The organism is Pseudomonas sp. SORT22 (genome assembly GCF_018417635.1).
Taxonomy (GTDB): Bacteria; Pseudomonadota; Gammaproteobacteria; order Pseudomonadales; family Pseudomonadaceae; genus Aquipseudomonas.
In genome coordinates, this window is the sequence record NZ_CP071007.1 from 4,741,939 (window position 1) to 4,765,968 (window position 24,030).

Genomic DNA, 24,030 nt, shown 5'->3' on the forward strand with positions numbered 1-24,030 from the left:
GCTCCAGGTAGTTGACCGGCCGACTACAGAATCTTCCCCGCAGGTTCTTCGACCCATCATTCGAAGCCTAGACCACTTTGCCCCGTGAGATCAGCGCGGCTCGATATGCGCGATCATCAGTTGCACGCTTTCCTGGCCGCGAAACTCGTTGACGTCGAGCTTGTAGGCCAGCTCGACCCAGCGCACGGTGGGGTTGGGCCAGACTTCCCGGTCGACGCCAAAGGCGATGCCATCGAGCTTGAGCGAACCGCATTCGCTCTTGAGCACCACCTTCAGGTGCCGCTCACCGACGATCCGTTGCTCGACCAGCTGGAACACCCCGTGGAACAGCGGCTCGGGGAAGTGCTGGCCCCACGGTCCGGCATTGCGCAAAGCCCGGGCCAGCTCCAGGTGGAACTCCTCGACCGCCAGGGTGCCGTCTGACAGCAAGCGGCCGGTGAGGTCTTCTTCACGCAGCTGGCGACGGGTTTCTTCGTCGAAGGCCTGGGCAAAGGCCGGAAAGTTATCAGCCGGCAGCGACAGGCCGGCGGCCATGGCGTGGCCGCCGAACTTGCTGATCAACTGCGGATGGCGCGCCGCCACGGCATCCAGCGCATCGCGAATATGAAAGCCCGGCACCGAGCGCGCCGAGCCCTTGAGCATGCCGTCGCCGGCATCGGCAAAGGCGATGGTCGGGCGGTGGTAACGCTCTTTCAGGCGCGAGGCAAGGATGCCGATCACGCCCTGGTGCCAGTCCGGCTCGAACAGGCACAGGCCGAACGGCATCGATTCCAACGGCAGGTCCTTGAGCTGGGCCAGGGCTTCGCGCTGCATGCCCTGCTCGATGGATTTGCGGTCCTGGTTCAGTTCGTCGAGCTGGCCGGCCATTTCCCGGGCCAGGTTGGCATCGTCACTGAGCAGGCACTCGATGCCCAGGCTCATGTCGTCCAGGCGCCCGGCCGCATTGAGCCGTGGGCCAAGAATAAAGCCAAGGTCGGTGGAGGTGATACGCGCATGATCGCGGCGGGCCACTTCAAGAATGGCCTTGAGCCCCGGCCGCGCCCGTCCGGCACGGATGCGTTCCAGGCCCTGGTGCACCAGGATGCGGTTGTTGGCATCCAGCGGCACCACGTCAGCGACGCTGCCCAGGGCCACCAGATCAAGCAGCTCGCCAATGTTCGGTTGCGGCGCGTTGTCGTAGTGACCGAGGCTGCGCAACCGCGCGCGCAAGGCCATCAGCACATAGAAAATCACCCCGACCCCGGCCAGCGCCTTGCTGGGGAACTCGCAGCCCGGCTGGTTGGGATTGACGATGGCGTCGGCCGCCGGCAGCTCATGGCCAGGCAGGTGGTGATCGGTCACCAGGACCTTCAATCCCGCAGCTTTAGCGGCGGCCACGCCTTCGACGCTGGAAATGCCGTTGTCGACGGTGATCAGCAATTGCGGCTGGCGCTGCAAGGCCACTTCGACAATCTCCGGAGTCAGGCCATAGCCGTACTCGAAGCGGTTGGGCACCAGGTAATCAACATGGGCAGCACCCAGCAGACGCAGGCCGAGCAGGCCAACGGTGCTGGCGGTGGCGCCGTCGGCATCGAAGTCGCCGACGATAAGGATGCGCTGGCGTTCTGCCAGTGCCGTCACCAGCAGGTCGACTGCCGCCTCGATGCCCTTGAGCTGCTGGTAAGGCAGCAGGCGCGCCAGGCTCTTATCCAGCTCGGCTGCCGATTGCACGCCACGGGCGGCATACAGGCGGGTCAGCAAGGGTGGCAGGTCGCCGAGAAAGGGCAACGTGGACGGCAACGGGCGGGGATCGATACGCATGGGGCGTTGGGGCTTCTCGTCAATCAGGGATGTTCGGCTAGAAAGGACACGCGATCAGCGCTCGCCCATCAGCCATTGCAGCTGGACTTCGTGCTGGCCGCGATCGTCGGTGACGAACACCGTGCCTTCGCTGATCATCACGTCCCACTTGATCGCCCGCGGCATGTCCTTGGCCAGGGTTTCCAGAACTTCCTGGGGCACGGCGGCGATGTTGAGGTTTTTCAGGTTCTTGACCGCCGGCAGCACCTTGGTTTCCCACACGCGCAAGCTGCCATAGGCCAGCAGGCTGGTGCGCTCGGTGCGACGCGAGCACCAGGTCAGACGATCGGCATCGGGCTGGCCGACTTCGATCCAGTGCAGGATGCGGTCGTCCAGGCTTTTTTCCCACACCGCCGCTTCGTCCACGTCCGACAGACCTCGGCCAAAAGACAGTTGCTCGTTGTACCACAGGGCGTAGGCCAGCAGACGCACGGCCATGCGCTCTTCGGTTTCCGACGGGTGACGGGCGATGGTCTGCTTGACGCTTTCGTACACACCGCGGTCAAGGTCGGTGAGGTTCAGTTCAAACTTGTAGGTGGTGGATGGCTGGGCCATGGACGGGCTTCTTGCGGCAAGGAAAGTCGCCCAGTCTAACCGATCCGCATGTTCCTTGCGCCGCAGCAGTATCTGGGCGCGCCCAGCTATGATAAAAACGGGGGCCCTGACCCGCTGCCACGGACGCCTCATGCCTACGCCCAGCAAACCTCTCGCCGGCCTCAAAGTCATCGAACTCGGCACCCTGATTGCCGGCCCGTTCGCTTCGCGCATCTGCGCCGAATTCGGCGCCGAGGTAATCAAGGTCGAGTCGCCCGATGGCGGCGACCCGCTGCGCAAGTGGCGCAAGCTGTACGAAGGCACGTCGCTGTGGTGGTTCGTCCAGGCCCGCAACAAGCAGTCGCTCACGCTCAACCTCAAGCATGCCGAAGGGCTGGATATTCTCAAGAAGCTGCTGGCCGAAGCCGACATCCTGATCGAGAACTTCCGCCCCGGGGTGCTGGAAAAACTCGGCCTGGGCTGGGACGTGCTGCACGCCCTCAACCCGAAGCTGGTGATGGTGCGCCTGTCCGGCTTCGGCCAGACCGGGCCGATGAAAGACCAGCCGGGGTTCGGCGCCGTCGGCGAATCCATGGGCGGGCTGCGCTACATCACCGGTTTCGAGGACCGCCCGCCGGTGCGTACCGGCATCTCCATCGGTGACTCGATTGCGGCCTTGTGGGGCGTGATCGGGGCGTTGATGGCCCTGCGTCATCGCGAAGTCAACGGCGGCCAGGGCCAGGTGGTGGATGTCGCCTTGTACGAAGCGATCTTCGCCATGATGGAAAGCATGGTGCCGGAGTTCGACGTGTTCGGCTTTATCCGCGAGCGTACCGGCAACATCATGCCCGGCATCACCCCCTCCTCCATCCACACCAGCGCCGATGGCAAGCACGTGCAGATCGGCGCCAATGGCGATGCGATCTTCAAGCGCTTCATGCAGGCCATCGGCCGCAATGACCTGGCCGACGATCCGGCGCTCGCCAGCAATGACGGCCGCGACCTGCGCCGCGATGAGTTGTACGGGGTGATCGACCGCTGGGCGCGGACTTTGCCACTGGATGCGCTGATGCAGGTGCTCAATGAGGCCCAGGTACCGGCCAGCCGCATCTACAGTGCCGAAGATATGTTCAGCGACCCGCAATTTCTCGCCCGCGAGATGTTCCTGCAAGCCAAGCTGCCCGATGGCACGCCGTTCAAGATGCCGGGGATCGTCCCCAAGCTCTCGGACACCCCCGGCTCCAGCGAATGGGTCGGGCCGGAGCTTGGAGCCCACACCGAGCAGGTACTGGCCGGGCTGGGTTATGACACAGCAGCGATTGCCCGGCTACGCACGCAAGGCGCAGTCTGAACACGGCACTACTCAAGTTGCGTGGCAACGGTGGAGACCTGGACATGACCCATCACTGGCAAGCGAGCATGCGTCGTGGATTGCCGCTGTTGCTAGGTCTGTTGCTTTGCCTGGGCCTGCCCGCTCCGGCCTCGGCCAAGGAGCGTTTGTTCTGGTTGTTGCGCGACTTGCCGCCGCTGACCATTTTCGAAGGCACCGGCAAGGGCCAGGGGGTGATCGACCGCTTGCTGCCGCTGCTGATCGAACAGATGCCCGAATACGATCACAGCATCGTCCGGGTCAACCGCGCCCGCGGCATCCAGATGCTCCAGGCGCCCACCTTCACCTGCGACCCGACCCTGCTGTGGACCCCGGAGCGAGCGCGCTATGTGCATTTCTCGATCCCCAGCCTGGGCGTGCTCAGCAGCGGCCTGGTGGTCCGGCGCAAGGACCAGCACCTGCTTGACCCCTACCTGCACAACCAGCAGGTCGACCTGCAGACGCTGCTCGGCAGTACCGCGCTCAAGCTGGGTGTGGTGGCCCAGCGCAGCTACAGCCCGGCGGTTGATGAACTGCTCAAGACCCTGCCCGACACTACCCTCAGCCGCCACTACGGCAATGACGCAGTGACCAGCCTGCTGCAAATGCAGCAGCATGACCGCCTGCAACTGGTGCTCGGCTACTGGCCGGAAGTGCGCTACCTGCTGCAACAGCAAGGCTGGCCCAGCGACGACTATGCCTTCTACCCGATCCAGGGAGTCGAGCAGTACCAGTTGCTGCGGGTCGGCTGCTCCGACACGCCGCTGGGGCGCGAAGCCATCAGCCATATCAACAAATTGCTACTGCCGCTGCGCAACGACACCTTGCCCGACCTGTACGCCCAGTGGCTGGCGCCGCAAATGCGCGAACAGTACCTGCACGACAGCCTGCACCTGTTTGGCGAGCACCCCTGAGGCCCGATCGCAGGTAAAAAGAAACCCCGAACGGTGGGGAGGCCGCCCGGGGCTAAACAAAAGCCCATAGGGCTTCGCACGACAGCTTCACGACATCGGAGCAAAATCCCGATCAGCTGTCCTTGTTAGGTCTGATTGCCTTGCCCGGCAAAGGTTCCGTCACACCCCGGCGCTGATCGAGCGGCCTTGCTGCAGATGGCGCTGCGCCGCGATGACGCAAGGCTGCAGGCGGCCCTCTACAATCAGCAGGTCACGCTGCAGGCCATCGACCAGGTCGACCAGCAGGCGCTGGTCCTGCAACTGGCTGGGCTTGACCGTGCGCTGCAGCACGCTGCGGTTGGTTTCGTCGGTCAGGCGCAGGTCGAAATCACAGCCGGTGCTCAGGCGCACCAGCCTGACCCGGTACGGTGCCAATGCTTGACCAAGCAACAATCTGATACATTCCATCTCATTCATTGTTCACCTACCTGTCGAGAAGGGGTCTTTCACTGACCCTGAGGCAGCCGGAAAAGTTCTCTCAGTGCGATTTCCTTTACCCAGCATGCCCGGCAAAAATGACAGATTGAAATCCAGCACGTTGAGCGGAGCCTGCCTGTGACAGCCCCTGCCCCCAGTGAACTGCGCATCATCCTGGCCGATGACCACCCGATCTTTCGCATCGGCCTGCGCGCCGTGCTCGAGCAGCTTCCGGGCATTCGCGTAGTGGGCGAAGCCGGCGGCCCGCTGGAGCTCACGACCCTGCTGCAAAGCCTGGAATGCGACGTGCTGGTGACCGACTTCATGATGCCGCTGGAGCAGCAGAACGATGGCTTGAAGCTGCTCGAACAACTGCGCCGGCACCATCCGCAGTTGCCGCTGCTGGTGGTGACCATGCTCAACAATGCCGGGCTGTTCCGGGCCATGCTGGCCCTGGGCGTCAATGGCCTGCTGAGCAAGGCCAGCCTGGCCGACGAATTGCCCCAGGCCATCGCCCGCCTGCGCAGCGGCAAGATTTACCTGGCCGATTCGGTGCAGCAGTTGCTGTTACAGGACGGCGCCGTGCGTGAAGACCTGGCCCGCGACCAGACGGCGTTGTCGCCGCGCGAGCTGGAAGTCGCCCGCCTGCTCGCCGGCGGCCACACGGTCGGCCAAATCGCCACCCTGCTCAACCGCAGCAAGCAGACAGTAAGCAGCCAGAAGGTCAGTGCCATGCGCAAGCTGGGCCTGGCCAATGACGCCGCGCTGTACCTCTATTTGCAGGAGCACGGCCTGGGCTGAAGGCTGTTCACGCCCTGCGCCGCAGCCTGGCCTCGGCCGGCTCACGCTCGAGCATCCACCGGCGCAGGTCCGGCCCCGCCATCGGCCGGGCAATGAAATAGCCCTGCATGATCGGGCTGCCCAGGGCCTTGATCGCCATCAGGTCATCCACCGTCTCGACGCCCTCGACCACCACGTTCAGGTCCATGCGCCGGGCCATGATCAGCGCCCCCGCCACCACCGCCGCCTTACGGCCATCATCGGCCATGCCCCGGACAAACTCGCTGGGCAGTTTCAACTCGCTGAATGGCAGTTCGAGCAGGCGCTGCAGATTGGACACGCCCATGCCGAAATCATCGATCGACAGTTGGCAACCCTGGATGCGCAGGTGCAACAGCCCTTCGAGCTGGTTGCTGTCGAGCTGGCAGCTGTGGGTTTCGATGACCTCCAGGGTCAGGGCGCTGGCCGGCACGTCATGGCGCTTGAGGGCCGCGACGACCTGCGCGGCGAAATCATCGCGGGTGAGCATCAGCGGGGCGATGTTGACCGCCACGGGTAATGGCTGGCCACTGGCGAGCCTGGCCTGGGCACTGAATGCCAGGGCCTGGTCGAGTACGTGCCAGCTGAGTGCCTCCAGCAACCCGGCGCCTTCAATCAAGGGGAAGAACTGCGCCGGGCTAAGCAAGCCAAGGCTTGGGTGTTGCCAGCGTACCAACGCCTCCACCCCGACCAGGGCACCGTCGAAACCCACCTTGGGCTGGTAATGGGCCTGCCACTGCGCCTGGCTCTGCGCCAACTCGGCGGGCGACATGGCCAACAGCTCGGCATGGGCCGGTGCGGCGAGCGCCTGGGGCGAATCGCCGGGCTCGTCGAGGTAGCGGCGCAGCAACTTGTGCAGCGACACGCTGCAAGCCGGCTTCTGCAGACTGCCGAGCACCCGCAAGCCCAACTGTCGCGCCAGGTCGGCAACGCTATCGAGCACACCACGTTCGGCGCTGCTGAGGATAATCAAGGCCGCCGCCAGGCCGCTGTCAGCCAGGTGACGGATCAGCTCCAGGCCGTCCTGGCCGTCCATGTGCAGGTCGCAGATGGCGATATCGACCCGCCCGCGCCGGGACAGCGTCTGCCGTGCGCCGTCGACCGACTCCGCCGTCAGCACATCGAAGACGCCATTGGCATTGAGCATCTGATGCAAGGCCATCAGTTGGAAAGGATGATCCTCGAGAATCAGAACCTTAAGTGAGTGCATGAAAATTTCCCCGCAGTAGCCGATCTGAACGACAGCACTGTGCAACTCTAGGAAAATTGACCTAGGACGCCCATAGGACATGTCCTAAAGTTGAGGTGACATTTTCCACAGCTCTTGTTCAATGTCCTGATTCAACTGGTCGATTGCCGCCTGCAATGCTGCCCATCCCGGGTCGGCAGCCTGCGTCGAGCGCACCTGGCTGGCCTTTTCCAGTTGCGCGCACGCCTGCGCCAGGGGCAGCGCATCAATCAGGCAGGCGACGCCCTTGAGGCGGTGCAATGCCACGCCAATGGCTTCCCAGCCTTGGGTCTGGACGGCAGAGGCGAGCAAAGCGGACTCTTCCCGCAGGTTTTTGCGCAACTCCTCAAGCATGCGCCGCAGTACCGCATTGTTGGCCTGGGTCATCTTCTGCAGGGTATCCATCCTGAAGCTGGGCCGCGCGGCCAGCCTGTCGATCACCGCGACAAGCTGGGCCAGCGCAACCGGCTTGACCAGACATTCATCCATGCCGGCCTCCAGGCAGCGGGCGCGCTCCTCTTTCATAGCGTTGGCGGTGCAGCCAACGATGGCGATCGCTGGGCGCTGGCTGTCGCGTTCCAGGCGGCGGATGCCACGGGCCAGCGCATAACCGTTCATCACCGGCATGTTGCAATCGCTGAGCACCAGGTCGAAATCGCCGTCCTGCCAGGCCTGCAAAGCACTCTGGCCGTTCTCCACAGCCAGCACCTCATGGCCAAGGAATTCCAGTTGCTGGCTGAGCACCAAGCGGCTGGCCGAAAGGTCATCAACCACCAGAATCCGCCGCGCCGGCCCGCCCGCCAGCCCACGCGTCGGCGCTGGCGCTACAGGCTCGGCAGCCAGCGCTTCGAGGGTCAGCTCGACACTGACCTCGGTACCTTTGCCCGGCACGCTACGCAGGGCAATGTTGCCGCCCATCAACTCGACCAACTGCCGGCAAATGCTCAGGCCCAGGCCCGAGCCGCCATATTCGGCACCCGCGCCTGCCTGAGCGAAGGGCTGGAACAGCGCGCTCTGCTGTTGCTTGCTGATACCGATGCCGGTGTCACGCACACACAGGCGCAAGCCAATGCCCTGCAAACTGTCGCAGCCCGTGCGGCTGACCTGCAGCTCTACCAGGCCCAGGTGGGTGAATTTCAGGGCGTTGCCCAGCAGGTTGGTCAGCACCTGGCGCAAGCGCAGCGGGTCGAACCAGTACACCCCTTCTGCTTCGCTGGCCAGTTGCAGGCGCAAGTCCAGGCCCTGAGCCAGGGCCTGGGCCTGGAACTGCTCGACGATAGCCTTGAGAAACGGCGCCAGTGCCCGGGCCTGGGGTTCGAGCTGCAGGCTGCCGGCCTCGATCCGGGCAAGGTCGAGGCTGTCACCGATCAGCGCAATCAGCTCACGGGCTGATTGATGGGCGGTTTCCAGCCGCCGGGACGGTTGCTCGCCGCGGCCCAGGGTGGTTTCCCGCTCAAGTTCGAGCAGGCCGATGATCACCGCCATGGGCGTGCGAATCTCGTGGCTCATGGTCGCCAGAAAGGTACTTTTGGCCTGGTTGGCCTGCTCGGCCTGCTGCCGGGCTTCGACCAGCGCCACCTCCAGTTGCTTGCGCTCGGTGATGTCGATCCAGCCCCCCAGCAGGCCTTGCAGCTGCCCGTCGGCACTGTAGAACGGCACGGTCCACTGGTAGGCATCGGTGCGCTGGCCCTCAAACTCGATACAGCGGTCCGCGAACACCGGTTGCGGATCTTCGAGCAGGCTCAGGTAATCGGCATGCAGTTGCCTGGCCAGCGCCTCGGGAATGACATCGATGTCTGTCAGCCGCCGGCCCTTGACATCTTCCAGGCGCATCGAGAAGGCCTGTTCGTAGCTTTTGTTGCAGGTGATCAGCCGCCCTTCCAGGTCGCGCACGTAGATCGGGTTGGGGATTCCGTCGAGCAGTGCGCGCTTGAACGCCAACTGGTCGTTGAGGGCTTGCTCGGCCTTCTGCCGCTGGTTGATCTGCGCGCGCAAGCGACTGCTCCAGACCAGCGACACCAGCCCGAACAGTACCGCCGCCGCCACGGTCCAGTAGATCCACGGCGCAATCCGCTGCCAGGCCGGCGCTGGCGGCGCCAGCGCGCCCAGCCACTTCATGCGCACGGCACGCAACTCGGCGACCGGGAAGGCTTCCAGGGCCTTGTTGAGGATGCTTTCCAGCTCCGGAGCGCTGCGCCGTACCGAGAACCGGTCCGGTGCCCACTTGCCCTCGACTCCACGCCCGACCTTGAGCACCGGGTCGTTGCCGATCACGCTGTAGGCGCCGATTTCGCTGTCGATGGTGGCCAGGGCTTCGCCGTTGCGGACCTTTTCCCGGGCTTGCTCCAGCGAGTCCACCAACAACAGGCGAATACCCGGGTGATCCTCGCGAAGGGTGCTCTCCAGCGCATGCTGCGCCGGCAGTGCCAGGGTCTGCCCGGCCAGTTCGTCCAGCGACGCCAGGCCCAGTTGCGGCGCACGAACGATGAACACCCAGCTCTGCCCGCCAATGGAATGAGTGAACCCGAGAAACTCGCGGCGCTCCGCGGTTTCACTGAGGGTTGTGCTCATGTCGGCCTGCCCGCTCCTGAGCAGCTCCAGGCTCTGGGCAATCGATTCGGACGGCGCATAGTCAAACTGCAGGCCCGTCATCTGCGCAATGGTCGCCAGCACATCGCTGTTAAGCCCCACCCAGGCGCCCTGGCGAGTGCGGAACAGGTAAGGCGGATACTGGCTACCAACCACGGTCACCCGCGGATGGCTGGCGATCCAGCGGCGCTCGGCGACGCTCAGCTCGACCCGGTGATGAGCCACGTCCGAGCCCAGGCCGGAGGTCCAGCGGCCAAGAATTTCGCGGCGCACCGACTCCTCGATGCTGGCCAGCGCCTGGTTGAACATCTCCTGCAGCAGCCGGTCTTCGGCACGCACGGCAAAGGCGAAGCCAATCGGCGGCAAGGCGCTGGGGCCGACCACCTGCAGGCCCAGGTACGGACGCAGCGCGTTGAAGGCGCGGATGATGATCTCGTTGCCGACAAACGCATCCACTTCACCCTGATTGAGCGCCTCCAGGGCACTGCTGAGGTTGGGCGCCAGCAGCACCTGGCTGTCGGGATAAACCTGGTGCATGACCCGGGTGTCGGCATAACCGTCGAGCAGGACCACTTTCTTCCCCGCCAGCGACTTTGGCGGCACCGACGCGCCGCCACGCACCACGACCATGGAGCGGTCCGGAATGTAATCGTCGGAGAACGCCAGGCCCGCCACGCTGCGTTCAAAGCCGTTGGCGCTGGTCAGGACATCGATGTCGCCATGGCGCAAGGCCTCGATCGCCTCCTCGCGCTTGGCGAAGGCCAGCACCTGGGTTTTCACCCCCAGGCGTTCGGCAACCAGGCTCAGGTAGTCGGCGCTGATGCCCTGGTAGCGGTTGCGGTCGATGGTGATGTCCACCGGCTCGTAGTCGGCAAACGAGATACCGACCCGCAACACCCGCGCCGGGCCCAGCCATTGTTGCTGGGCCGCGGTCAATGGCATCGGCCCAAGCTCGGTGAACGGCGGTACCAGGGTAAAGGGCAGGCTCTGGGCGGCCTGGGCCCAGGGCCCGATACCCAGCCAGAACAGGCAGGCCAGCAACAGCCCTGTTGTGCGTCGATGTCCGGTGCTCATTGATACCCTTGATCCGTTGCTGCAAACCATTGCCAGTGTAGAAATAAAAAAGCCCGTCAGAGACGGGCTTTGTTGTGCCGATCAGTCGATCAGAGCGGTTTGCCGCGATTACCGTGCTGGCTGACGAAAGCCTGAACGGCTTTCAGGTCATTGGCCAGTACCGTGCACTTCTCTTCGCGGGCGAACAGGTCAGTCAGGTGCGCCGGCAGTTCCAGAGCCTTGCCGACACCGGCCTTCTCCACCGCTTCCGGGAACTTGACCGGGTGCGCAGTGCCCAGCACCACCATCGGCGTGTCCAGGCTGCGGCGGCACTCGCGTGCGGCCTTGACGCCGATCGCGGTGTGCGGGTCGAGCACCTCACCGGTCTGGGCAAAGACGTCGGCGATGGTTTCGCAGGTTTGCGCATCATCGACCGCCAACGAATCGAACAGCTTGCGCGCTTCGGTCCAGCGATCCTGTTCGACGCTGAAACCGCCGCCCTGCTTGAAGTTGTCCATCAGCCCGGCGATAGCCGCGCCATTGCGACCGTGCAGGTCGAACAGCAGGCGTTCGAAGTTCGACGAAACCATGATGTCCATGGACGGCGACAGGGTTGCGTGCAAGGTTTCCTTGACGTACTGGTTGCCGCTCATGAAGCGGTGCAGGATGTCGTTGCGGTTGGTGGCGACGATCAGTTGGCTGATCGGCAGGCCCATGTTGCGCGCCAGGTAGCCGGCGAAGATGTCGCCGAAGTTGCCGGTCGGAACCGAGAACGCCACCGAACGCGCCGGGCCGCCCAACTGCAGGGCTGCATGGAAGTAGTAAACGATCTGGGCCATGATCCGCGCCCAGTTGATCGAGTTCACTGCCACCAGGCGGGTGCCCTTGAGGAAGCCCTGGTCAGCGAAGCTGGCCTTGACCATTTCCTGGCAGTCGTCGAAGTTGCCTTCGATGGCGATGTTGTGGATGTTCTCGCCGAAGATGGTGGTCATCTGCCGGCGCTGAACTTCCGACACGCGCTGGTGCGGGTGGAGGATGAAGATATCGACGTTGTCGCAACGGCGGCAGCCTTCGATGGCGGCGGAACCGGTATCACCACTGGTGGCGCCGATGATCACCACGCGCTCGCCACGCTTGGCCAGCACATGATCAAGCAGGCGGCCGAGCAGTTGCAGGGCGAAGTCCTTGAACGCCAGGGTTGGGCCATGGAACAGCTCCAGCACCCATTCGTTGCTGTTCAGCTGACGCAGCGGTGCAACCGCGGCATGGGCGAACTCGCCGTAGGTTTCTTCGAGAATCTTCTTGAAATCGGCATCGGCGATGCTGCCGGTGACGAACGGGCGCATCACCCGGAAGGCCAGCTCGTGGTAGGGCAGGCCGGCCCAGGAAGCGATTTCTTCCTGGGTGAAACGCGGCAGGTTTTCCGGCACGTACAGGCCGCCGTCGCTGGCAAGACCGGCCAGCAGCACGTCTTCAAAGTTCAGGGCCGGTGCCTGGCCGCGGGTACTGATGTAGCGCATTTTTGCAAACCTTCGGTTTGAGCTTCAAGCTTCAAGCTTCAAGCTGCAAGTCACCGCAGTCCCGCTGTGATCTTGCCGCCTGCCGCTTGCCGCTTGCCGCAGTTGTCAGTTGAGTTGTTCGACGCGGATACGCACGACGTTGCCGACCACATCCTGCAAGGCTTCCAGGGCGGTGATGGCGTCGTTCATGCGTTGCTCGATCACTCGGTGAGTGAGCAGGATCATGGGCACCAGGCCGTCCTGTTCCTCGACTTCCTTCTGCATGATCGATTCGATATTGATGCCGCGCTCGGAAAGGATGCTCGCCACCTGGGCCAGCACGCCCGGGTGATCCTTGGCCTGGATGCGCAGGTAGTAGGCGCTTTCGCAGGCTTCGATCGGCAGGATCGGGTGGGCCGACAGCGAGTCGGGCTGGAAGGCCAGGTGCGGTACGCGGTTCTCCGGATCAGAAGTCATGGCGCGAACCACATCGACCAGGTCGGCAATCACCGACGAAGCGGTAGGCTCCATGCCGGCGCCAGCACCGTAGAACAGGGTCGAACCGGCAGCATCACCGTTGACCATCACGGCGTTCATCACGCCGTTGACGTTGGCGATCAGGCGGTCGGCCGGGATCAGCGTCGGGTGCACACGCAGCTCGATACCGTTGGCAGTGCTGCGGGCCACGCCCAGGTGCTTGATGCGATAACCCAGCGCTTCGGCGTAGTTGACGTCAGCGGTGGTCAGCTGAGTGATGCCTTCGGTGTAGGCCTTGTCGAACTGCAGCGGGATACCAAAGGCAATGGACGCCAGGATGGTCAGCTTGTGCGCGGCATCGATGCCTTCGACGTCGAAGGTCGGGTCGGCTTCGGCGTAACCCAGGGCCTGGGCTTCGGCCAGCACGTCGGGGAACGCACGGCCTTTTTCACGCATTTCGGTGAGGATGAAGTTGCCGGTACCGTTGATGATCCCGGCCACCCAGTTGATACGGTTGGCCGACAGGCCCTCACGGATCGCCTTGATCACCGGGATGCCACCGGCCACAGCCGCTTCGAAGGCGACGATAACGCCCTTCTCACGGGCCTTGGCGAAGATCTCGTTGCCGTGCACGGCAATCAGCGCCTTGTTGGCGGTGACCACGTGCTTGCCGTTGTCGATGGCCTTGAGCACCAGCTCGCGGGCAATGGTGTAGCCGCCGATCAGCTCGATGACAATGTCGATTTCCGGGTTCGTTGCGACCTCGAACACATCAGCGGTAATGGGGGTACCGGTAATCTGGCAATTCGGGTTTGGCGAACGCATGGCAATCTGTGCCACTTCAATACCACGCCCGGCACGGCGGGCGATCTCCTCGGCGTTACGCTGAAGTACATTGAAGGTACCGCCACCGACGGTCCCCAACCCACAGATGCCTACTTTGACCGGTTTCACTGTGAACTCCCCATGAAACGACCGGCTGGCAGCCGATCGTGAAACTGCCGTCACCCCAAGGCAACGGCTTGCGATTGAATTACTTGGCCAGGGCCAGCTTGGCCACTTGCGGCGCCGGCTGGTAGCCCGGAATCACCTGGCCGTTTTCCAGGACGATGGCCGGCGTGCCGTTGACGCCGATCGACTGGCCCAGGGCGAACTGCTTGCCGACCGGGTTGGCGCACTTGGCGGCCTTGATTTCCTTGCCGTCGATCATCTTGTCCAGCGCCGCCTTGCGGTCGCTCGAGCACCAGACCGCCTGCAACTGCTCGTCACCCGGCGAACCCAGGCCCTGACGCGGGAAGGCGACGTAGCGCACTTCGATACCGCGACGGTTGAGCTCAGGCACTTCGGCGTGCAGCTTGTGGCAGTACGGGCAGGTGGTGTCGGTAAACACGGTGATGTGCGACTTGGTTTCGCCCTTGGCAGGATAAACCACCATCTCGGCCGCTGGAATGGCATTGATGGTCTTGGCGATGGCCTGCCGTTCGGTCTTCTCGGTCAGGTTGACCGGCTTGCCGTCCTGGATCTGGAACAGGTAGCCCTGCATGACGAACTGGCCATCCGCGCTGGCGTACAGCACGCGGCCGCCTTCAAGCTTGACTTCATACAGGCCGTTGAGCGGGCTGCTGGCAACGCTATCGACCGGCACGCCCAGTTCCAGGGACTGCAGGGTCTTGCGGATCGCCTGCTCGGCGTTGTCGGCGGCAGCGGCAAAGGTGCTGACCAGCGCCAGGGCGGCGGCGGCGAAAATCTGGGTCACGCGCATGGGAACTCCTGAGGGCGGACGGGGGCCGTAAGCTGGACGCACGTGCTTAAACCACGGCGATTACACGGCCCTTGATGCAAACCGCACAAGCCTACCACAGATGCCAGCACAGACCGACTGCGGGCGATGCACGCAATGTTCGATCAGCGCTCAGCCGCGCGGGTGATGCCGGGCATGCAGTTCCTGCAGCCGCGCGCGGGCCACATGGGTGTAGATCTGGGTGGTCGACAGGTCGCTGTGGCCGAGCAGCATCTGCACCACGCGCAAGTCGGCGCCGTGGTTGAGCAGGTGAGTGGCGAAGGCATGGCGCAGGGTGTGCGGCGACAGGCTCTTGTCGATACCGGCCACCAGCGCCTGGTGTTTGATTCGGTGCCAGAAGGTCTGGCGGGTCATCTGCTCGCCGCGCAGGCTGGGGAACAATACATCGCTGGGACGCCCGCCGAGCAGTTCGTTACGGCCGTCACGCAGGTAGCGCTCAATCCACACCACCGCCTCTTCACCCATGGGCACCAGGCGCTCCTTGCTGCCCTTGCCCATCACCCGCAGCACGCCCTGGCGCAGGTTGACCTGATCGAGGCTCAGGCTGACCAGTTCGGTGACACGCAAGCCACAGGCATACAGCACTTCAAGCATGGCGCGGTCGCGCTGGCCGATCGGCTCGCTCAGGTCCGGTGCCTGCAGCAAGGCTTCGACGTCGGCTTCCGACAGGGATTTGGGCAATGGCCGCCCCAGTTGCGGCATTTCCACCTGCAGGGTCGGGTCAATGCCGATCAGTTTTTCCCGCAACAGGTAGCGATAGAAGCCTCGCACCCCGGAGAGAAAACGCGCGGTCGAGCGTGGCTTGTAGCCCTGCTCCAGGCGCCAGGCCAGGTGATCGAGGATCAGTTCGCGCCCGGCATCGGGCAGCTCGACGCCCTGCTCCGTGAGCCAGCCGTTGAACAGCGCCAGGTCGCTGCGGTAGGAATCGCGGGTGTTGTCGGCCAGGCCCTTCTCCAGCCACAGGGCGTCCAGGAACTGATCGATAAGCGGATGTTCAATAGCGGGCATGACAACTCTGCGGCAAGCGACGAAAACGACGAATTGCCGCTAGTCTTCCATAACACTGCCGGCATAGGGAGCCCGAATGAACGAACAACAGATATTGCTGGCATTTGGCGGGATAGGTCTGGCAGCGCTGTGCTGCCAATGGCTGGCCTGGCGCCTGAAGCTGCCGGCGATCCTTTTCCTGCTGCTCAGCGGCATCCTCGCCGGCCCGTTGCTCGGCTGGCTCGACCCGCAGGAACTGTTCGGCCCATTGCTGATGCCGCTGGTGTCGCTGGCGGTGGCGCTGATCCTGTTCGAAGGCAGCCTGACCCTGCACCTGTCGCAATGGAAAGACATCGGCAGCGTGGTGCAGCGCATGGTCACCCTCGGCGCGCTGTCGACCTGGCTGGTAATCACCCTGGCCACCCACTGGCTGCTGGGCTTCGACTGGCTGCTGGCAACCTTGTTCGGCACCCTGACCCTGGTGACCGGGCCGACGGTGATCGTGCCGATGCTGCGGGTGGTACGGCCCAAGGCAACGATCGCCAACATCCTGCGCTGGGAAGGCATCGTTATCGACCCGATCGGCGCGCTGCTGGCGGTGGTGGTCTACAGCTTCATCATCGCCAGCGCCGCCGGCGACGGCCTGAGCCACAGCCTGGTGACCTTTGCCGGGGTGATTGTCTGCGGCAGCGCGTTCGGCGTGGCCGGCGGCTGGCTGCTCGGCCAGGTGATGCGTCACCAATGGCTGCCGGAGTATTTGCACAACCTGGCGTCGCTGGCGGCGGTGCTGGGGATTTTCATTGGTGCCAACCAGGTGATGCATGAGTCGGGCCTGCTGGCGGTCACCCTCATGGGCATGTGGCTGGCCAACATGAAGGGCGTGGATGTCCGACAGATTTTGCACTTCAAGGAGAACCTCAGCGTGCTGCTGATCTCCGGGCTGTTCATCCTCCTGGCCGCGCGCCTGGACCTCAATGCCCTGATCGGCCTGGGCCCGGCGGTGCTGGCCCTGCTGCTGATCATTCAGTTCGTGGCCCGGCCGCTTAACGTCGCGCTGTCGACCTTCGGCTCGCAATTGAACTGGCGCGAACGCGCCCTGCTGGCCTGGATCGCCCCGCGCGGCATCGTTGCCGCCGCGGTGTCGGCGATCTTTGCCATCCGCCTGGATGAAGCCGGGCATGAAGGCGCACTGCTGCTGGTGCCATTGACCTTCGCGGTGATCATCGGCACCGTGGTGCTGCAGAGCGCCACTTCGCGGCCCTTGGCACGCCTGCTCAAGGTTGCCGAACCTGCCCCCAGCGGTTTTTTGATCGTCGGCGCCAACCCGCCGGCCCGCGCTGTGGCCAAGGCTTTGCAACAGCTCGATTGCCGGGTGCTGCTGGCCGATTCCAGCTGGGAGAACATCCGCGCGGCACGCATGGATGGCTTGCCAACCTACTTCGGCCACCCCGCCTCGCAGCATGCCGATGCCCACCTGGACCTGGTAGGCCTGGGGCATTTGCTCGGGTTGTCACCGGCAGGTGAGCTCAACACCCTGGCCTGCACGCGCTTTCGCCACGACTTTGGCCCGCAGCGGCTGTTTGTCCTGGCCAGTGGCCTTGAGGCCAAGCGCAGCGACAAGCACCGCGCCAGCGATGAGCACCGCGGGCAGACACTGGGAAGCCAGCCGCTGACCTACGGGCAGTTGGCCGGATTACTGAACAATGGCGCCGAGCTGTACAGCACGCACCTGACCGAGGCATTCGGCTGGGCGGACTACCAGGCGCTGCATGGCGAGCGGGCCAACCCGTTGTTTGCCCGCGATGGCAGTGGCTGGGTGCATGTGTTCGGGCCCGACAGCCTGCTCAAGCCCGGGCCTGGGTGGACACTGGTGGCGTTGATTCAGCCGCAGTAGGAGCGGGCTTGCCCCGCGATAAGGCCGGTGAAGTCTACACATTATCGCGGGGCAAGCCCGCTCCTACAGGATGGTCAGAACCCGGGCAGCACCGGCACCGGGCGCTTGTCTTCATCGATGGCGACAAAGCTGAACAGGCCATGGATGGCCTTTTCGCGACTGTCGCAGCTCATGCTTTCGACAAACACTTCAACCTCGACCTTGAGGCTGGTGTTACCCACTGTCGCCACCCGCCCGACCAGCTCGACGATGGAGCCGGCGGCAATCGGGTGCTTGAAGTCGATACGGTCGGTCGACACCGTTACCAGCGGCAAGCGGCAGAAACGCGTGGCAGCAATGAACGAGACTTCGTCCATCCAGGCCAGCGCGGTGCCGCCGAACAGGGTGTTGTGGTGGTTGGTGGTGGACGGGAATACCGCCTTGGTCACGCGGGTCACCGACAGTTCGGTGCGGCGCTCGATTTCCTGCTCTCTGGAGGTCATGGGCTTCACATTGGACGACAAATTTCAGACAACAAAAAAGCAGCCCGAAGGCTGCTTTTTTCGCATGGTGGCCGTAGCCACCGGTCAAGCTGTCCTCAGGACAGTTTTTCCTTGATGCGAGCGGCTTTACCGGACAGGTCGCGCAGGTAGTACAGCTTGGCTTTACGCACGTCACCACGACGTTTCACGGCCAGGCTGTCGATTTGCGGGCTGTAGGTCTGGAAAGTACGCTCAACGCCAACACCGTTGGAGATCTTGCGAACAGTGAAAGCACTGTTCACACCACGGTTACGCTTGGCGATGACAACGCCTTCGAAAGCCTGCAGACGCGAACGATCGCCTTCCTTCACTTTCACCTGAACGACGATGGTGTCGCCCGGGGCAAAGGTCGGGATCTCTTTGGTCATCTGCTCTGCTTCGAGTGCAAGAATGATTTTGTTGGTCATGCTGTGCTCCTAAGGTAAATCAGCTGGATTTACCATCGATACGTTAACTATCGTCCCGCTCACGGAGGTATTCCGCCAGCAGCTTCTTCTCTTCTCCAGAAAGTGAGCGACTTTCCAGAAGATCGACGCGTCGTTCATAGGTCCGCCCAAGGGACTGCTGTAAACGCCATCGCCGGATGTGTGCATGGTTGCCACTAAGCAACACGTCGGGAACACGCTGATCCGCATACACCTCAGGTCGGGTGTAGTGCGGGCAATCAAGCAGACCATCGGTGAAGGAATCTTCCTGCGCCGAGTCCGCATGCCCTAAAGCTCCAGGCAGCAGTCGTGTAACCGCATCGATCAGGACCATCGCCGGCAGCTCGCCGCCAGACAGGACATAGTCTCCAATCGACCACTCTTCATCGACATGAGCTTCAATAAAGCGCTCGTCGATGCCTTCATATCGACCGGCTATCAGAATCAACGATTCGTGCTTCGCCAGGTCTTTGACCGCCGACTGAGTCAGCTTGCGGCCTTGTGGGCTCAGGTAAATCACCTTTGCCGCCTCTCCGGTTGCCTGCCTGGCATTCACCAGGGCGTCTTCCAGAGGCTTGATCTTCATCACCATGCCCGGACCACCGCCAAACGGCCGATCATCTACCGTATGGTGACGATCTGTGGTGTAGTCCCGCGGGTTCCAGCAGGTCAGTTGCAACAACCCCTGTTTCACCGCACGGCTGGTAATGCCGTACTCACTGATGGCCGAGAACATCTCGGGGAACAGCGTGATGACGTCTACGCGCAGGCTGGCCATTGCTTAGAAGTCCGCGTCCCATTCGACCCTCATTTCGCCTGCAACCAGGTCGATCTTCAACACGCATTGCTCGGTATAGGGCAACAGGCGTTCTCGATCATCCAGGCTGCCCGCGCAGGGCTTGACCACCATTACATCGTTCGCGCCGGTCTCCAACAGGTGATCAATCGTGCCGAACAGCTGTTCGTCCTGATTGATGACTTTCAGACCCACCAACTGGTACCAGTAGTACTCGTCGGCAGACAGGTTGGGCAAAAGGCTACGCGAGATACAAATCTCATAACCGCTCAGAAGACGGGCTTCATCACGATCGTCGAGGCCTTTGAGCTTGGCGACCAGGTCCTTTTGAGTGGAACGGCCACTGACCAGCTCGACCTGTTTTACCTTCCCTTCGTGCCGAAGCGTCCAGTTACGGTAATCCAACAGGTTTTCAATCGGATCGGTAAAGGAAAAGACCTTTACCTCGCCGCGAACGCCGTGAACCGAAAAAATCTTGCCAACGACGATCAGGTCATCAGCTTTTTCTGGCGTCGCGCTCATACTATTCAGGCAGCAGCCTTAGCAGCATCTTTCAGCAGTTTTGCAACGCGCTCGGATGGCTGTGCGCCAACGCTCAGCCAGTGAGCAACGCGGTCTTGTTTAACGGACAGGCGAACTTCCTGGCCACGAGCGATAGGGTTGAAGAAACCAACCTGCTCGATGTGCGAACCGGTAACCGGGTTACGCGAGTCGGTCACGGTCAGGGTGTAGAATGGGCGCTTTTTAGAGCCACCACGGGCAAGACGGATGGTTAGCATTGAACATCGTTCCTGTAGTCGGTGCTGCAAATCATAATGCACAGCGGGCACACGGGTGCCCGAAAGGCCGCATATTCTCAAGGAATACACGGACTTTTGCAAATGCCTTTTTACGCCAGGTAAAAAGGACAGCCTGCAGATCTGCGCTTCGTACAGCCTCTATATAAAGGCTGCGTTGTTCCCGCCGGGGCGGGAGTCCGATCGTCGGCCCGTTTCCAGGCCGCCGATGCGAATAGGGTTACAGTTTGGGCATGCCGCCGCCGGGCATCATGCCACCCAGGCCGCGCATCATCTTGGCCATGCCGCCTTTGGCAGAAAACTTCTTCATCATCTTCTGCATCTGCTTGTGCTGCTTGATCAGACGGCCGATGTCCTGCACCTGGGTGCCGGAACCAAGGGCGATACGGCGTTTGCGCGAACCGCTGATCAGCTCAGGGTCGCGGCGCTCGGCCGGGGTCATCGAGTTGATGATCGCTTCCATCTGCTTGAACTGCTTCTCGGCGGCGCCCTGGGCGCTGCCCATCTGGGCCAGGTTGACGCCGCCGATGCTCGGCAGCTTGTCCATCAGGCCGCCCAGGCCACCCATGTTCTTCATTTGTTGCAGCTGGTCGCGGAAGTCTTCGAGGTCGAAGCCCTTGCCCTTCTTCAGCTTCTTGGCCAGTTTGTCGGCCTTGTCCTTGTCGAGGGTCTGTTCGGCCTGCTCGATCAGGCTGAGCACGTCGCCCATGCCCAGGATGCGCGAAGCGATACGGTCGGGGTGGAACGGCTCGAGCGCGTCGCTCTTCTCGCCCATACCGATGAACTTGATCGGCTTGCCGGTAATGGCGCGCACCGACAGCGCGGCACCGCCACGGGCGTCACCGTCGACCTTGGTGAGGATCACCCCGGTCAGCGGCAGCGCATCGCCGAACGCCTTGGCCGTATTGGCGGCGTCCTGGCCGGTCATGGCGTCGACCACGAACAGCGTCTCGATCGGCTTGACCGCAGCGTGCAGATCCTTGATCTCGGTCATCATTTCGGCGTCGATGTGCAGACGGCCGGCGGTGTCGACGATGACCACGTCGATGAACTTGAGCTTGGCTTCGCGGATCGCCGCCTCAGCGATGGCCACCGGCTTCTGGCTGATATCCGACGGGAAGAAGGTCACGCCGATGTCGCCCGCCAGGGTTTCCAGCTGCTTGATCGCCGCCGGACGGTAGACGTCGGCCGAGACCACCATCACGGTCTTTTTCTTGCGCTCTTTGAGGAAGCGCGCCAGCTTGCCGGCGGTGGTAGTCTTGCCCGCGCCCTGCAGACCGGCCATCAGCACTACCGCAGGCGGTGCGGCGTTGAGCGCCAGGTCTTCGTTGGCGGCGCCCATCAGGCCTTCAAGCTCGGCCTGGACGATCTTCACGAACGCCTGGCCCGGGGTCAGGCTGCGCGACACCTCGGTGCCGACCGCACGCTCCTTGACCTTGTTGACGAAATCCTTGACCACCGGCAGGGCGACGTCAGCCTCGAGCAACGCCATGCGCACTTCACGCAGGGTGTCTTTGATGTTGTCTTCGGTCAGCTTGGCCTTGCCGGTGACATGGCGCAGCGTCTGTGACAGACGGTCGGTCAGGTTTTCAAACATGGTGATCCTTTCGGGCTCTGTAGAACCGAGGTTTATCAGCTGCCTCTGGCGTATTCGGCCGGCCTTGGGCAGGGGCAGGCCGGCGATTATAACGAAGACTTGGCCCAGCGCACACCATGCCGTCGGCTGGCAGTCTTCCTAGGCGGGCGCGATCTATGCCAAACTCAGTCCCTTTCGGGCTTGCCTAACAGGACTTATGCTCCCCTTGTCACCCAGCTTGCTACCCAATCTCATCGCCGCCTGCCTGTATGCCGCCGCGACCTTCTATCAAGGCTCACGCCTGGCCCAGGGCACCAAGGCCGACAAACGCCTGCTCGGCCTGCTTGGCGCGCTGGCGGTCATTGCCCAGGGCACTGCGCTGTTCTGGCAACTGCTCACGCCCCTGGGCCTGAGCCTGGACTTCTTTAGCGCCGCCAGCCTGATCGCCACCGCGGTGATCGCCCTGACCCTGCTGGCCTGCCTGCGCATACCGGTGGAGAACCTGCTGCTGTTGCTGTTCCCGCTGGGCATGGCCACGGCGCTGATCGCCCAGTTCGCGCCGTCGGGCACGGTGCCGCTGATCAACGAAGAGCCGGGCATCCTCGCGCATATCCTGCTGTCGATCCTGGCCTATGGCATGTTCACCATCGCCGTGGTGCAGTCCCTGCTGCTGCTGTTGCAGGATCACCAGCTCAAGCACAAGCACCCCTCCGGGCTGATCAAGAACTTCCCGCCGCTGCAAACCATGGAAAGCCTGCTGTTCGGCTTCCTCTGGGCCGGCTGGGGCCTGCTGTCGCTGTCACTGCTGTCCGGCTGGCTGTTCCTCGACAACCTGTTCGCCCAGCACCTGGTGCATAAAACCCTGCTGGCGTGCCTGGCCTGGATCGTCTTCAGCGTATTGCTGTGGGGCCGCACCCGCCTCGGCTGGCGCGGGCACAAGGCGATCCGCTGGACCCTGGCCGGCTTCTGCCTGCTGATGCTGGCCTATTTCGGCAGCAAGCTGGTACGCGAATTCATCCTGCATATCTGACGGGCACAGGTAAATGGACGCTCTGCCGTTAGGACCGCTACTCGGCGTATTGGCACTGGCACTGCTGTGGTCGGCGCTGTTCACCGCAGTGGACGCCGCCCAGCAGCAACTCAACGGTGGCCGGCGCAACCCGCAGACCGGCGAGCACCCCGAACTTGCCGTAACCCCTCAGGCCCTGGTGCTGTGCTCGACCCTGGGCAAGCTGCTGGTATTGGCCCTGGCCTGCCTGTTGGGCCAGCGCTACAGCGGCGAGCACGGTTTCTGGCTGGCCGGCCTGGGCGCCGCCGCCGTGCTTTTGATCGTTGCCGAATACCTGCCGCGACAGCTGGCCAGGCGCAACCCGCAGGCTTTCATCGGCCTGGGCAACAGCTTGCTCAAAGTGCCGCTCAAACTGCTGCAGCCGGTAGCCTGGCTGCTCGATGGCTGTGCGCGGGTGCTGCTACGCCCGTTCCGGGTGCAAAGCCATGCGGTAGCGCTGCACGACAACGACGACAGCGACAGCTACGCCGCCGACGAGCCGGATGCCGACCAGCGCCTGAACCTGCCGGAAAGCCTGCTGGCGCTGGACAAAATCACTGTCAACGACATCCTCGTGCCGCGCAACGATGTCGACGGCATCAACCTCGACGAGCCGATCGAGGCAATCATCGAGCAGTTGATCATCAGCCGCCACACCCGCCTGCCGGTCTACCACAGCGACATCAACCAGGTGGAGGCGATCCTCAATACCAAGCTGATCAGCCACCTGCTGCCCAAGGCCGAACTGACCCGCGAAACTCTGCAGGCGGCCTGCTACGAACCCTATTTCGTGCCGGAAAGCACCCCGTTGCAGCTGCAATTGCTGAATTTCCACAAACAGCAGCGGCGCCTGGGCGTGGTGGTCGACGAGTACGGTGAAGTACTGGGCATCGTCACCCTGGAAGACATCCTCGAAGAAATCGTCGGCGAGTTCGAAGACGAACACAGCCTCGACAACCCGCATATCCACCCCCAGGCCGACGGGCGCTTTGTCATCGAAGGCAACGTGTCGATCCGCGAGCTCAACCGCACCCTGGGCTGGCACCTGCCCAGCGACGGGCCGAAGACCCTCAACGGCCTGGTCACCGAAGCCCTGGAAAGCATCCCGGCAAGCGCCGTGTGCCTGAAAATCGGCCGTTATCGCCTGGAAATCCTCGAAACCGAGGACAATTGTGCCAGCCGCATACTGGTCTGGACGCTCAAGCGCTAGCTATACTGGCCACACGCTTACCCAGCCCCAGCCGTCTCGCCCGCTACCCGCACCGGCGTCACACGGCCAGTCAGCCTGACTGAACATTGCGCGCACCAGCGGTACTGGCTCACACCCCGAGCCTTGCCCGCGCCCGCCCCCATCCCCAACGGGCGTATGTTTCGTCACGCGACCATAACAATTCGCTTCGGCGCACGC

General features: G+C 63.2%; 21 protein-coding genes. 6 read left to right on the forward strand and 15 right to left on the reverse strand.

Translation table 11 applies throughout. The features are described 5' to 3' along the window. Positions 1-90 precede the first annotated feature (90 nt). Positions 91-1,800, reverse strand: coding sequence for a single-stranded-DNA-specific exonuclease RecJ (recJ, locus tag JYG36_RS21760; protein WP_093386795.1), 1,710 nt, complete (start codon positions 1,798-1,800; stop codon positions 91-93). A gap of 54 nt (positions 1,801-1,854) precedes the next feature. Next, positions 1,855-2,394, reverse strand: a complete 540-nt coding sequence (locus tag JYG36_RS21765) for a YaeQ family protein (RefSeq protein WP_045193694.1) — start codon at positions 2,392-2,394, stop codon at positions 1,855-1,857. Positions 2,395-2,524: 130 nt separating this feature from the next. Between JYG36_RS21765 and JYG36_RS21770 the strand changes: the two genes are divergently transcribed. Beyond that, a complete protein-coding gene (locus JYG36_RS21770; protein ID WP_093386800.1) occupies positions 2,525-3,724 on the forward strand; it encodes a CaiB/BaiF CoA transferase family protein in 1,200 nt (399 codons plus the stop codon). Positions 3,725-3,768: 44 nt separating this feature from the next. After that, positions 3,769-4,656 (forward strand): TIGR02285 family protein, encoded by an 888-nt coding sequence (locus JYG36_RS21775; protein ID WP_093386805.1) that lies wholly within the window; start codon positions 3,769-3,771, stop codon positions 4,654-4,656. Between the two features lie 159 nt (positions 4,657-4,815). Here the strand turns inward: JYG36_RS21775 and JYG36_RS21780 are convergent, their stop codons facing one another. Next, positions 4,816-5,112 carry a DUF3509 domain-containing protein gene (locus tag JYG36_RS21780; RefSeq protein ID WP_093386810.1) on the reverse strand — a complete coding sequence of 99 codons (297 nt, stop codon included), beginning with the start codon at positions 5,110-5,112 and terminating at the stop codon, positions 4,816-4,818. 138 nt (positions 5,113-5,250) lie between these two features. On the opposite strand from JYG36_RS21780, the gene JYG36_RS21785 reads away from it, so the two are divergent. Further along, complete coding sequence (locus tag JYG36_RS21785) at positions 5,251-5,913, forward strand: response regulator (protein WP_045193697.1); 663 nt, start codon at positions 5,251-5,253, stop codon at positions 5,911-5,913. Between the two features lie 7 nt (positions 5,914-5,920). On the opposite strand, the gene JYG36_RS21790 is transcribed toward JYG36_RS21785, so the two are convergent. From JYG36_RS21790 to xerD, 6 genes are all read right to left on the reverse strand, one after another. Then, the gene (locus tag JYG36_RS21790; RefSeq protein WP_213602244.1) at positions 5,921-7,141 is read right to left on the reverse strand and encodes an EAL domain-containing response regulator; all 1,221 of its coding nucleotides are present in this window, start codon (positions 7,139-7,141) and stop codon (positions 5,921-5,923) included. An 84-nt stretch (positions 7,142-7,225) separates the two neighbouring features. Next, a complete protein-coding gene (locus JYG36_RS21795) occupies positions 7,226-10,822 on the reverse strand; it encodes a transporter substrate-binding domain-containing protein (protein WP_502937485.1) in 3,597 nt (1,198 codons plus the stop codon). 89 nt (positions 10,823-10,911) lie between these two features. After that, positions 10,912-12,321: a threonine synthase gene (gene thrC / locus JYG36_RS21800; protein ID WP_045193698.1), complete on the reverse strand. Its 1,410-nt coding sequence runs from the start codon at positions 12,319-12,321 to the stop codon at positions 10,912-10,914. Between the two features lie 105 nt (positions 12,322-12,426). Then, positions 12,427-13,731, reverse strand: a complete 1,305-nt coding sequence (locus tag JYG36_RS21805) for a homoserine dehydrogenase (protein WP_093386830.1) — start codon at positions 13,729-13,731, stop codon at positions 12,427-12,429. 79 nt (positions 13,732-13,810) lie between these two features. Next, positions 13,811-14,539, reverse strand: a complete 729-nt coding sequence (gene dsbC / locus JYG36_RS21810) for a bifunctional protein-disulfide isomerase/oxidoreductase DsbC (RefSeq protein WP_045193700.1) — start codon at positions 14,537-14,539, stop codon at positions 13,811-13,813. 150 nt (positions 14,540-14,689) lie between these two features. After that, on the reverse strand, positions 14,690-15,586 hold the full coding sequence (gene xerD, locus JYG36_RS21815) for a site-specific tyrosine recombinase XerD (RefSeq protein WP_213602245.1): 897 nt from the start codon (positions 15,584-15,586) through the stop codon (positions 14,690-14,692). Between the two features lie 76 nt (positions 15,587-15,662). On the opposite strand from xerD, the gene JYG36_RS21820 reads away from it, so the two are divergent. Further along, positions 15,663-17,459, forward strand: coding sequence for a cation:proton antiporter (locus JYG36_RS21820; protein ID WP_093386840.1), 1,797 nt, complete (start codon positions 15,663-15,665; stop codon positions 17,457-17,459). Between the two features lie 74 nt (positions 17,460-17,533). Here JYG36_RS21820 and JYG36_RS21825 read toward each other — a convergent pair whose 3' ends face one another. The 6 genes from JYG36_RS21825 to ffh form a co-directional block, all read right to left on the reverse strand. Then, positions 17,534-17,941 carry an acyl-CoA thioesterase gene (locus JYG36_RS21825; protein ID WP_045196557.1) on the reverse strand — a complete coding sequence of 136 codons (408 nt, stop codon included), beginning with the start codon at positions 17,939-17,941 and terminating at the stop codon, positions 17,534-17,536. 95 nt (positions 17,942-18,036) lie between these two features. Next, on the reverse strand, positions 18,037-18,387 hold the full coding sequence (gene rplS / locus JYG36_RS21830; protein ID WP_038996821.1) for a 50S ribosomal protein L19: 351 nt from the start codon (positions 18,385-18,387) through the stop codon (positions 18,037-18,039). Between the two features lie 43 nt (positions 18,388-18,430). Continuing rightward, the gene (gene trmD, locus JYG36_RS21835) at positions 18,431-19,183 is read right to left on the reverse strand and encodes a tRNA (guanosine(37)-N1)-methyltransferase TrmD (protein ID WP_045196554.1); all 753 of its coding nucleotides are present in this window, start codon (positions 19,181-19,183) and stop codon (positions 18,431-18,433) included. A 3-nt stretch (positions 19,184-19,186) separates the two neighbouring features. Continuing rightward, positions 19,187-19,723 (reverse strand): ribosome maturation factor RimM, encoded by a 537-nt coding sequence (gene rimM / locus JYG36_RS21840; RefSeq protein ID WP_093386845.1) that lies wholly within the window; start codon positions 19,721-19,723, stop codon positions 19,187-19,189. 5 nt (positions 19,724-19,728) lie between these two features. Further along, a complete protein-coding gene (gene rpsP, locus JYG36_RS21845; RefSeq protein WP_028942918.1) occupies positions 19,729-19,980 on the reverse strand; it encodes a 30S ribosomal protein S16 in 252 nt (83 codons plus the stop codon). Positions 19,981-20,218: 238 nt separating this feature from the next. Beyond that, the gene (ffh, locus tag JYG36_RS21850; protein ID WP_038996825.1) at positions 20,219-21,595 is read right to left on the reverse strand and encodes a signal recognition particle protein; all 1,377 of its coding nucleotides are present in this window, start codon (positions 21,593-21,595) and stop codon (positions 20,219-20,221) included. Between the two features lie 196 nt (positions 21,596-21,791). On the opposite strand from ffh, the gene JYG36_RS21855 reads away from it, so the two are divergent. Together JYG36_RS21855 and JYG36_RS21860 are read left to right on the forward strand one after the other, a co-directional pair. Then, complete coding sequence (locus JYG36_RS21855; RefSeq protein WP_045196549.1) at positions 21,792-22,604, forward strand: cytochrome C assembly family protein; 813 nt, start codon at positions 21,792-21,794, stop codon at positions 22,602-22,604. A gap of 13 nt (positions 22,605-22,617) precedes the next feature. Then, a complete protein-coding gene (locus JYG36_RS21860; protein WP_213602246.1) occupies positions 22,618-23,832 on the forward strand; it encodes a transporter associated domain-containing protein in 1,215 nt (404 codons plus the stop codon). The last annotated feature ends 198 nt before the right edge of the window (positions 23,833-24,030 follow it).

Excerpts from the sequence above, each read along its gene's own strand:
- recJ (WP_093386795.1), bottom strand. The coding sequence starts at position 1,800 with ATGCGTATCGATCCCCGCCCGTTGCCGTCCACGTTGCCCTTTCTCGGC.
- JYG36_RS21765 (WP_045193694.1), bottom strand. The coding sequence starts at position 2,394 with ATGGCCCAGCCATCCACCACCTACAAGTTTGAACTGAACCTCACCGAC.
- JYG36_RS21770 (WP_093386800.1), top strand. The coding sequence starts at position 2,525 with ATGCCTACGCCCAGCAAACCTCTCGCCGGCCTCAAAGTCATCGAACTC.
- JYG36_RS21775 (WP_093386805.1), top strand. The coding sequence starts at position 3,769 with ATGACCCATCACTGGCAAGCGAGCATGCGTCGTGGATTGCCGCTGTTG.
- JYG36_RS21780 (WP_093386810.1), bottom strand. The coding sequence starts at position 5,112 with ATGAATGAGATGGAATGTATCAGATTGTTGCTTGGTCAAGCATTGGCA.
- JYG36_RS21790 (WP_213602244.1), bottom strand. The coding sequence starts at position 7,141 with ATGCACTCACTTAAGGTTCTGATTCTCGAGGATCATCCTTTCCAACTG.
- JYG36_RS21795 (WP_502937485.1), bottom strand. The coding sequence starts at position 10,822 with ATGAGCACCGGACATCGACGCACAACAGGGCTGTTGCTGGCCTGCCTG.
- thrC (WP_045193698.1), bottom strand. The coding sequence starts at position 12,321 with ATGCGCTACATCAGTACCCGCGGCCAGGCACCGGCCCTGAACTTTGAA.
- dsbC (WP_045193700.1), bottom strand. The coding sequence starts at position 14,539 with ATGCGCGTGACCCAGATTTTCGCCGCCGCCGCCCTGGCGCTGGTCAGC.
- xerD (WP_213602245.1), bottom strand. The coding sequence starts at position 15,586 with ATGCCCGCTATTGAACATCCGCTTATCGATCAGTTCCTGGACGCCCTG.
- JYG36_RS21820 (WP_093386840.1), top strand. The coding sequence starts at position 15,663 with ATGAACGAACAACAGATATTGCTGGCATTTGGCGGGATAGGTCTGGCA.
- JYG36_RS21825 (WP_045196557.1), bottom strand. The coding sequence starts at position 17,941 with ATGACCTCCAGAGAGCAGGAAATCGAGCGCCGCACCGAACTGTCGGTG.
- rplS (WP_038996821.1), bottom strand. The coding sequence starts at position 18,387 with ATGACCAACAAAATCATTCTTGCACTCGAAGCAGAGCAGATGACCAAA.
- trmD (WP_045196554.1), bottom strand. The coding sequence starts at position 19,183 with ATGGCCAGCCTGCGCGTAGACGTCATCACGCTGTTCCCCGAGATGTTC.
- rimM (WP_093386845.1), bottom strand. The coding sequence starts at position 19,723 with ATGAGCGCGACGCCAGAAAAAGCTGATGACCTGATCGTCGTTGGCAAG.
- rpsP (WP_028942918.1), bottom strand. The coding sequence starts at position 19,980 with ATGCTAACCATCCGTCTTGCCCGTGGTGGCTCTAAAAAGCGCCCATTC.
- ffh (WP_038996825.1), bottom strand. The coding sequence starts at position 21,595 with ATGTTTGAAAACCTGACCGACCGTCTGTCACAGACGCTGCGCCATGTC.
- JYG36_RS21855 (WP_045196549.1), top strand. The coding sequence starts at position 21,792 with ATGCTCCCCTTGTCACCCAGCTTGCTACCCAATCTCATCGCCGCCTGC.
- JYG36_RS21860 (WP_213602246.1), top strand. The coding sequence starts at position 22,618 with ATGGACGCTCTGCCGTTAGGACCGCTACTCGGCGTATTGGCACTGGCA.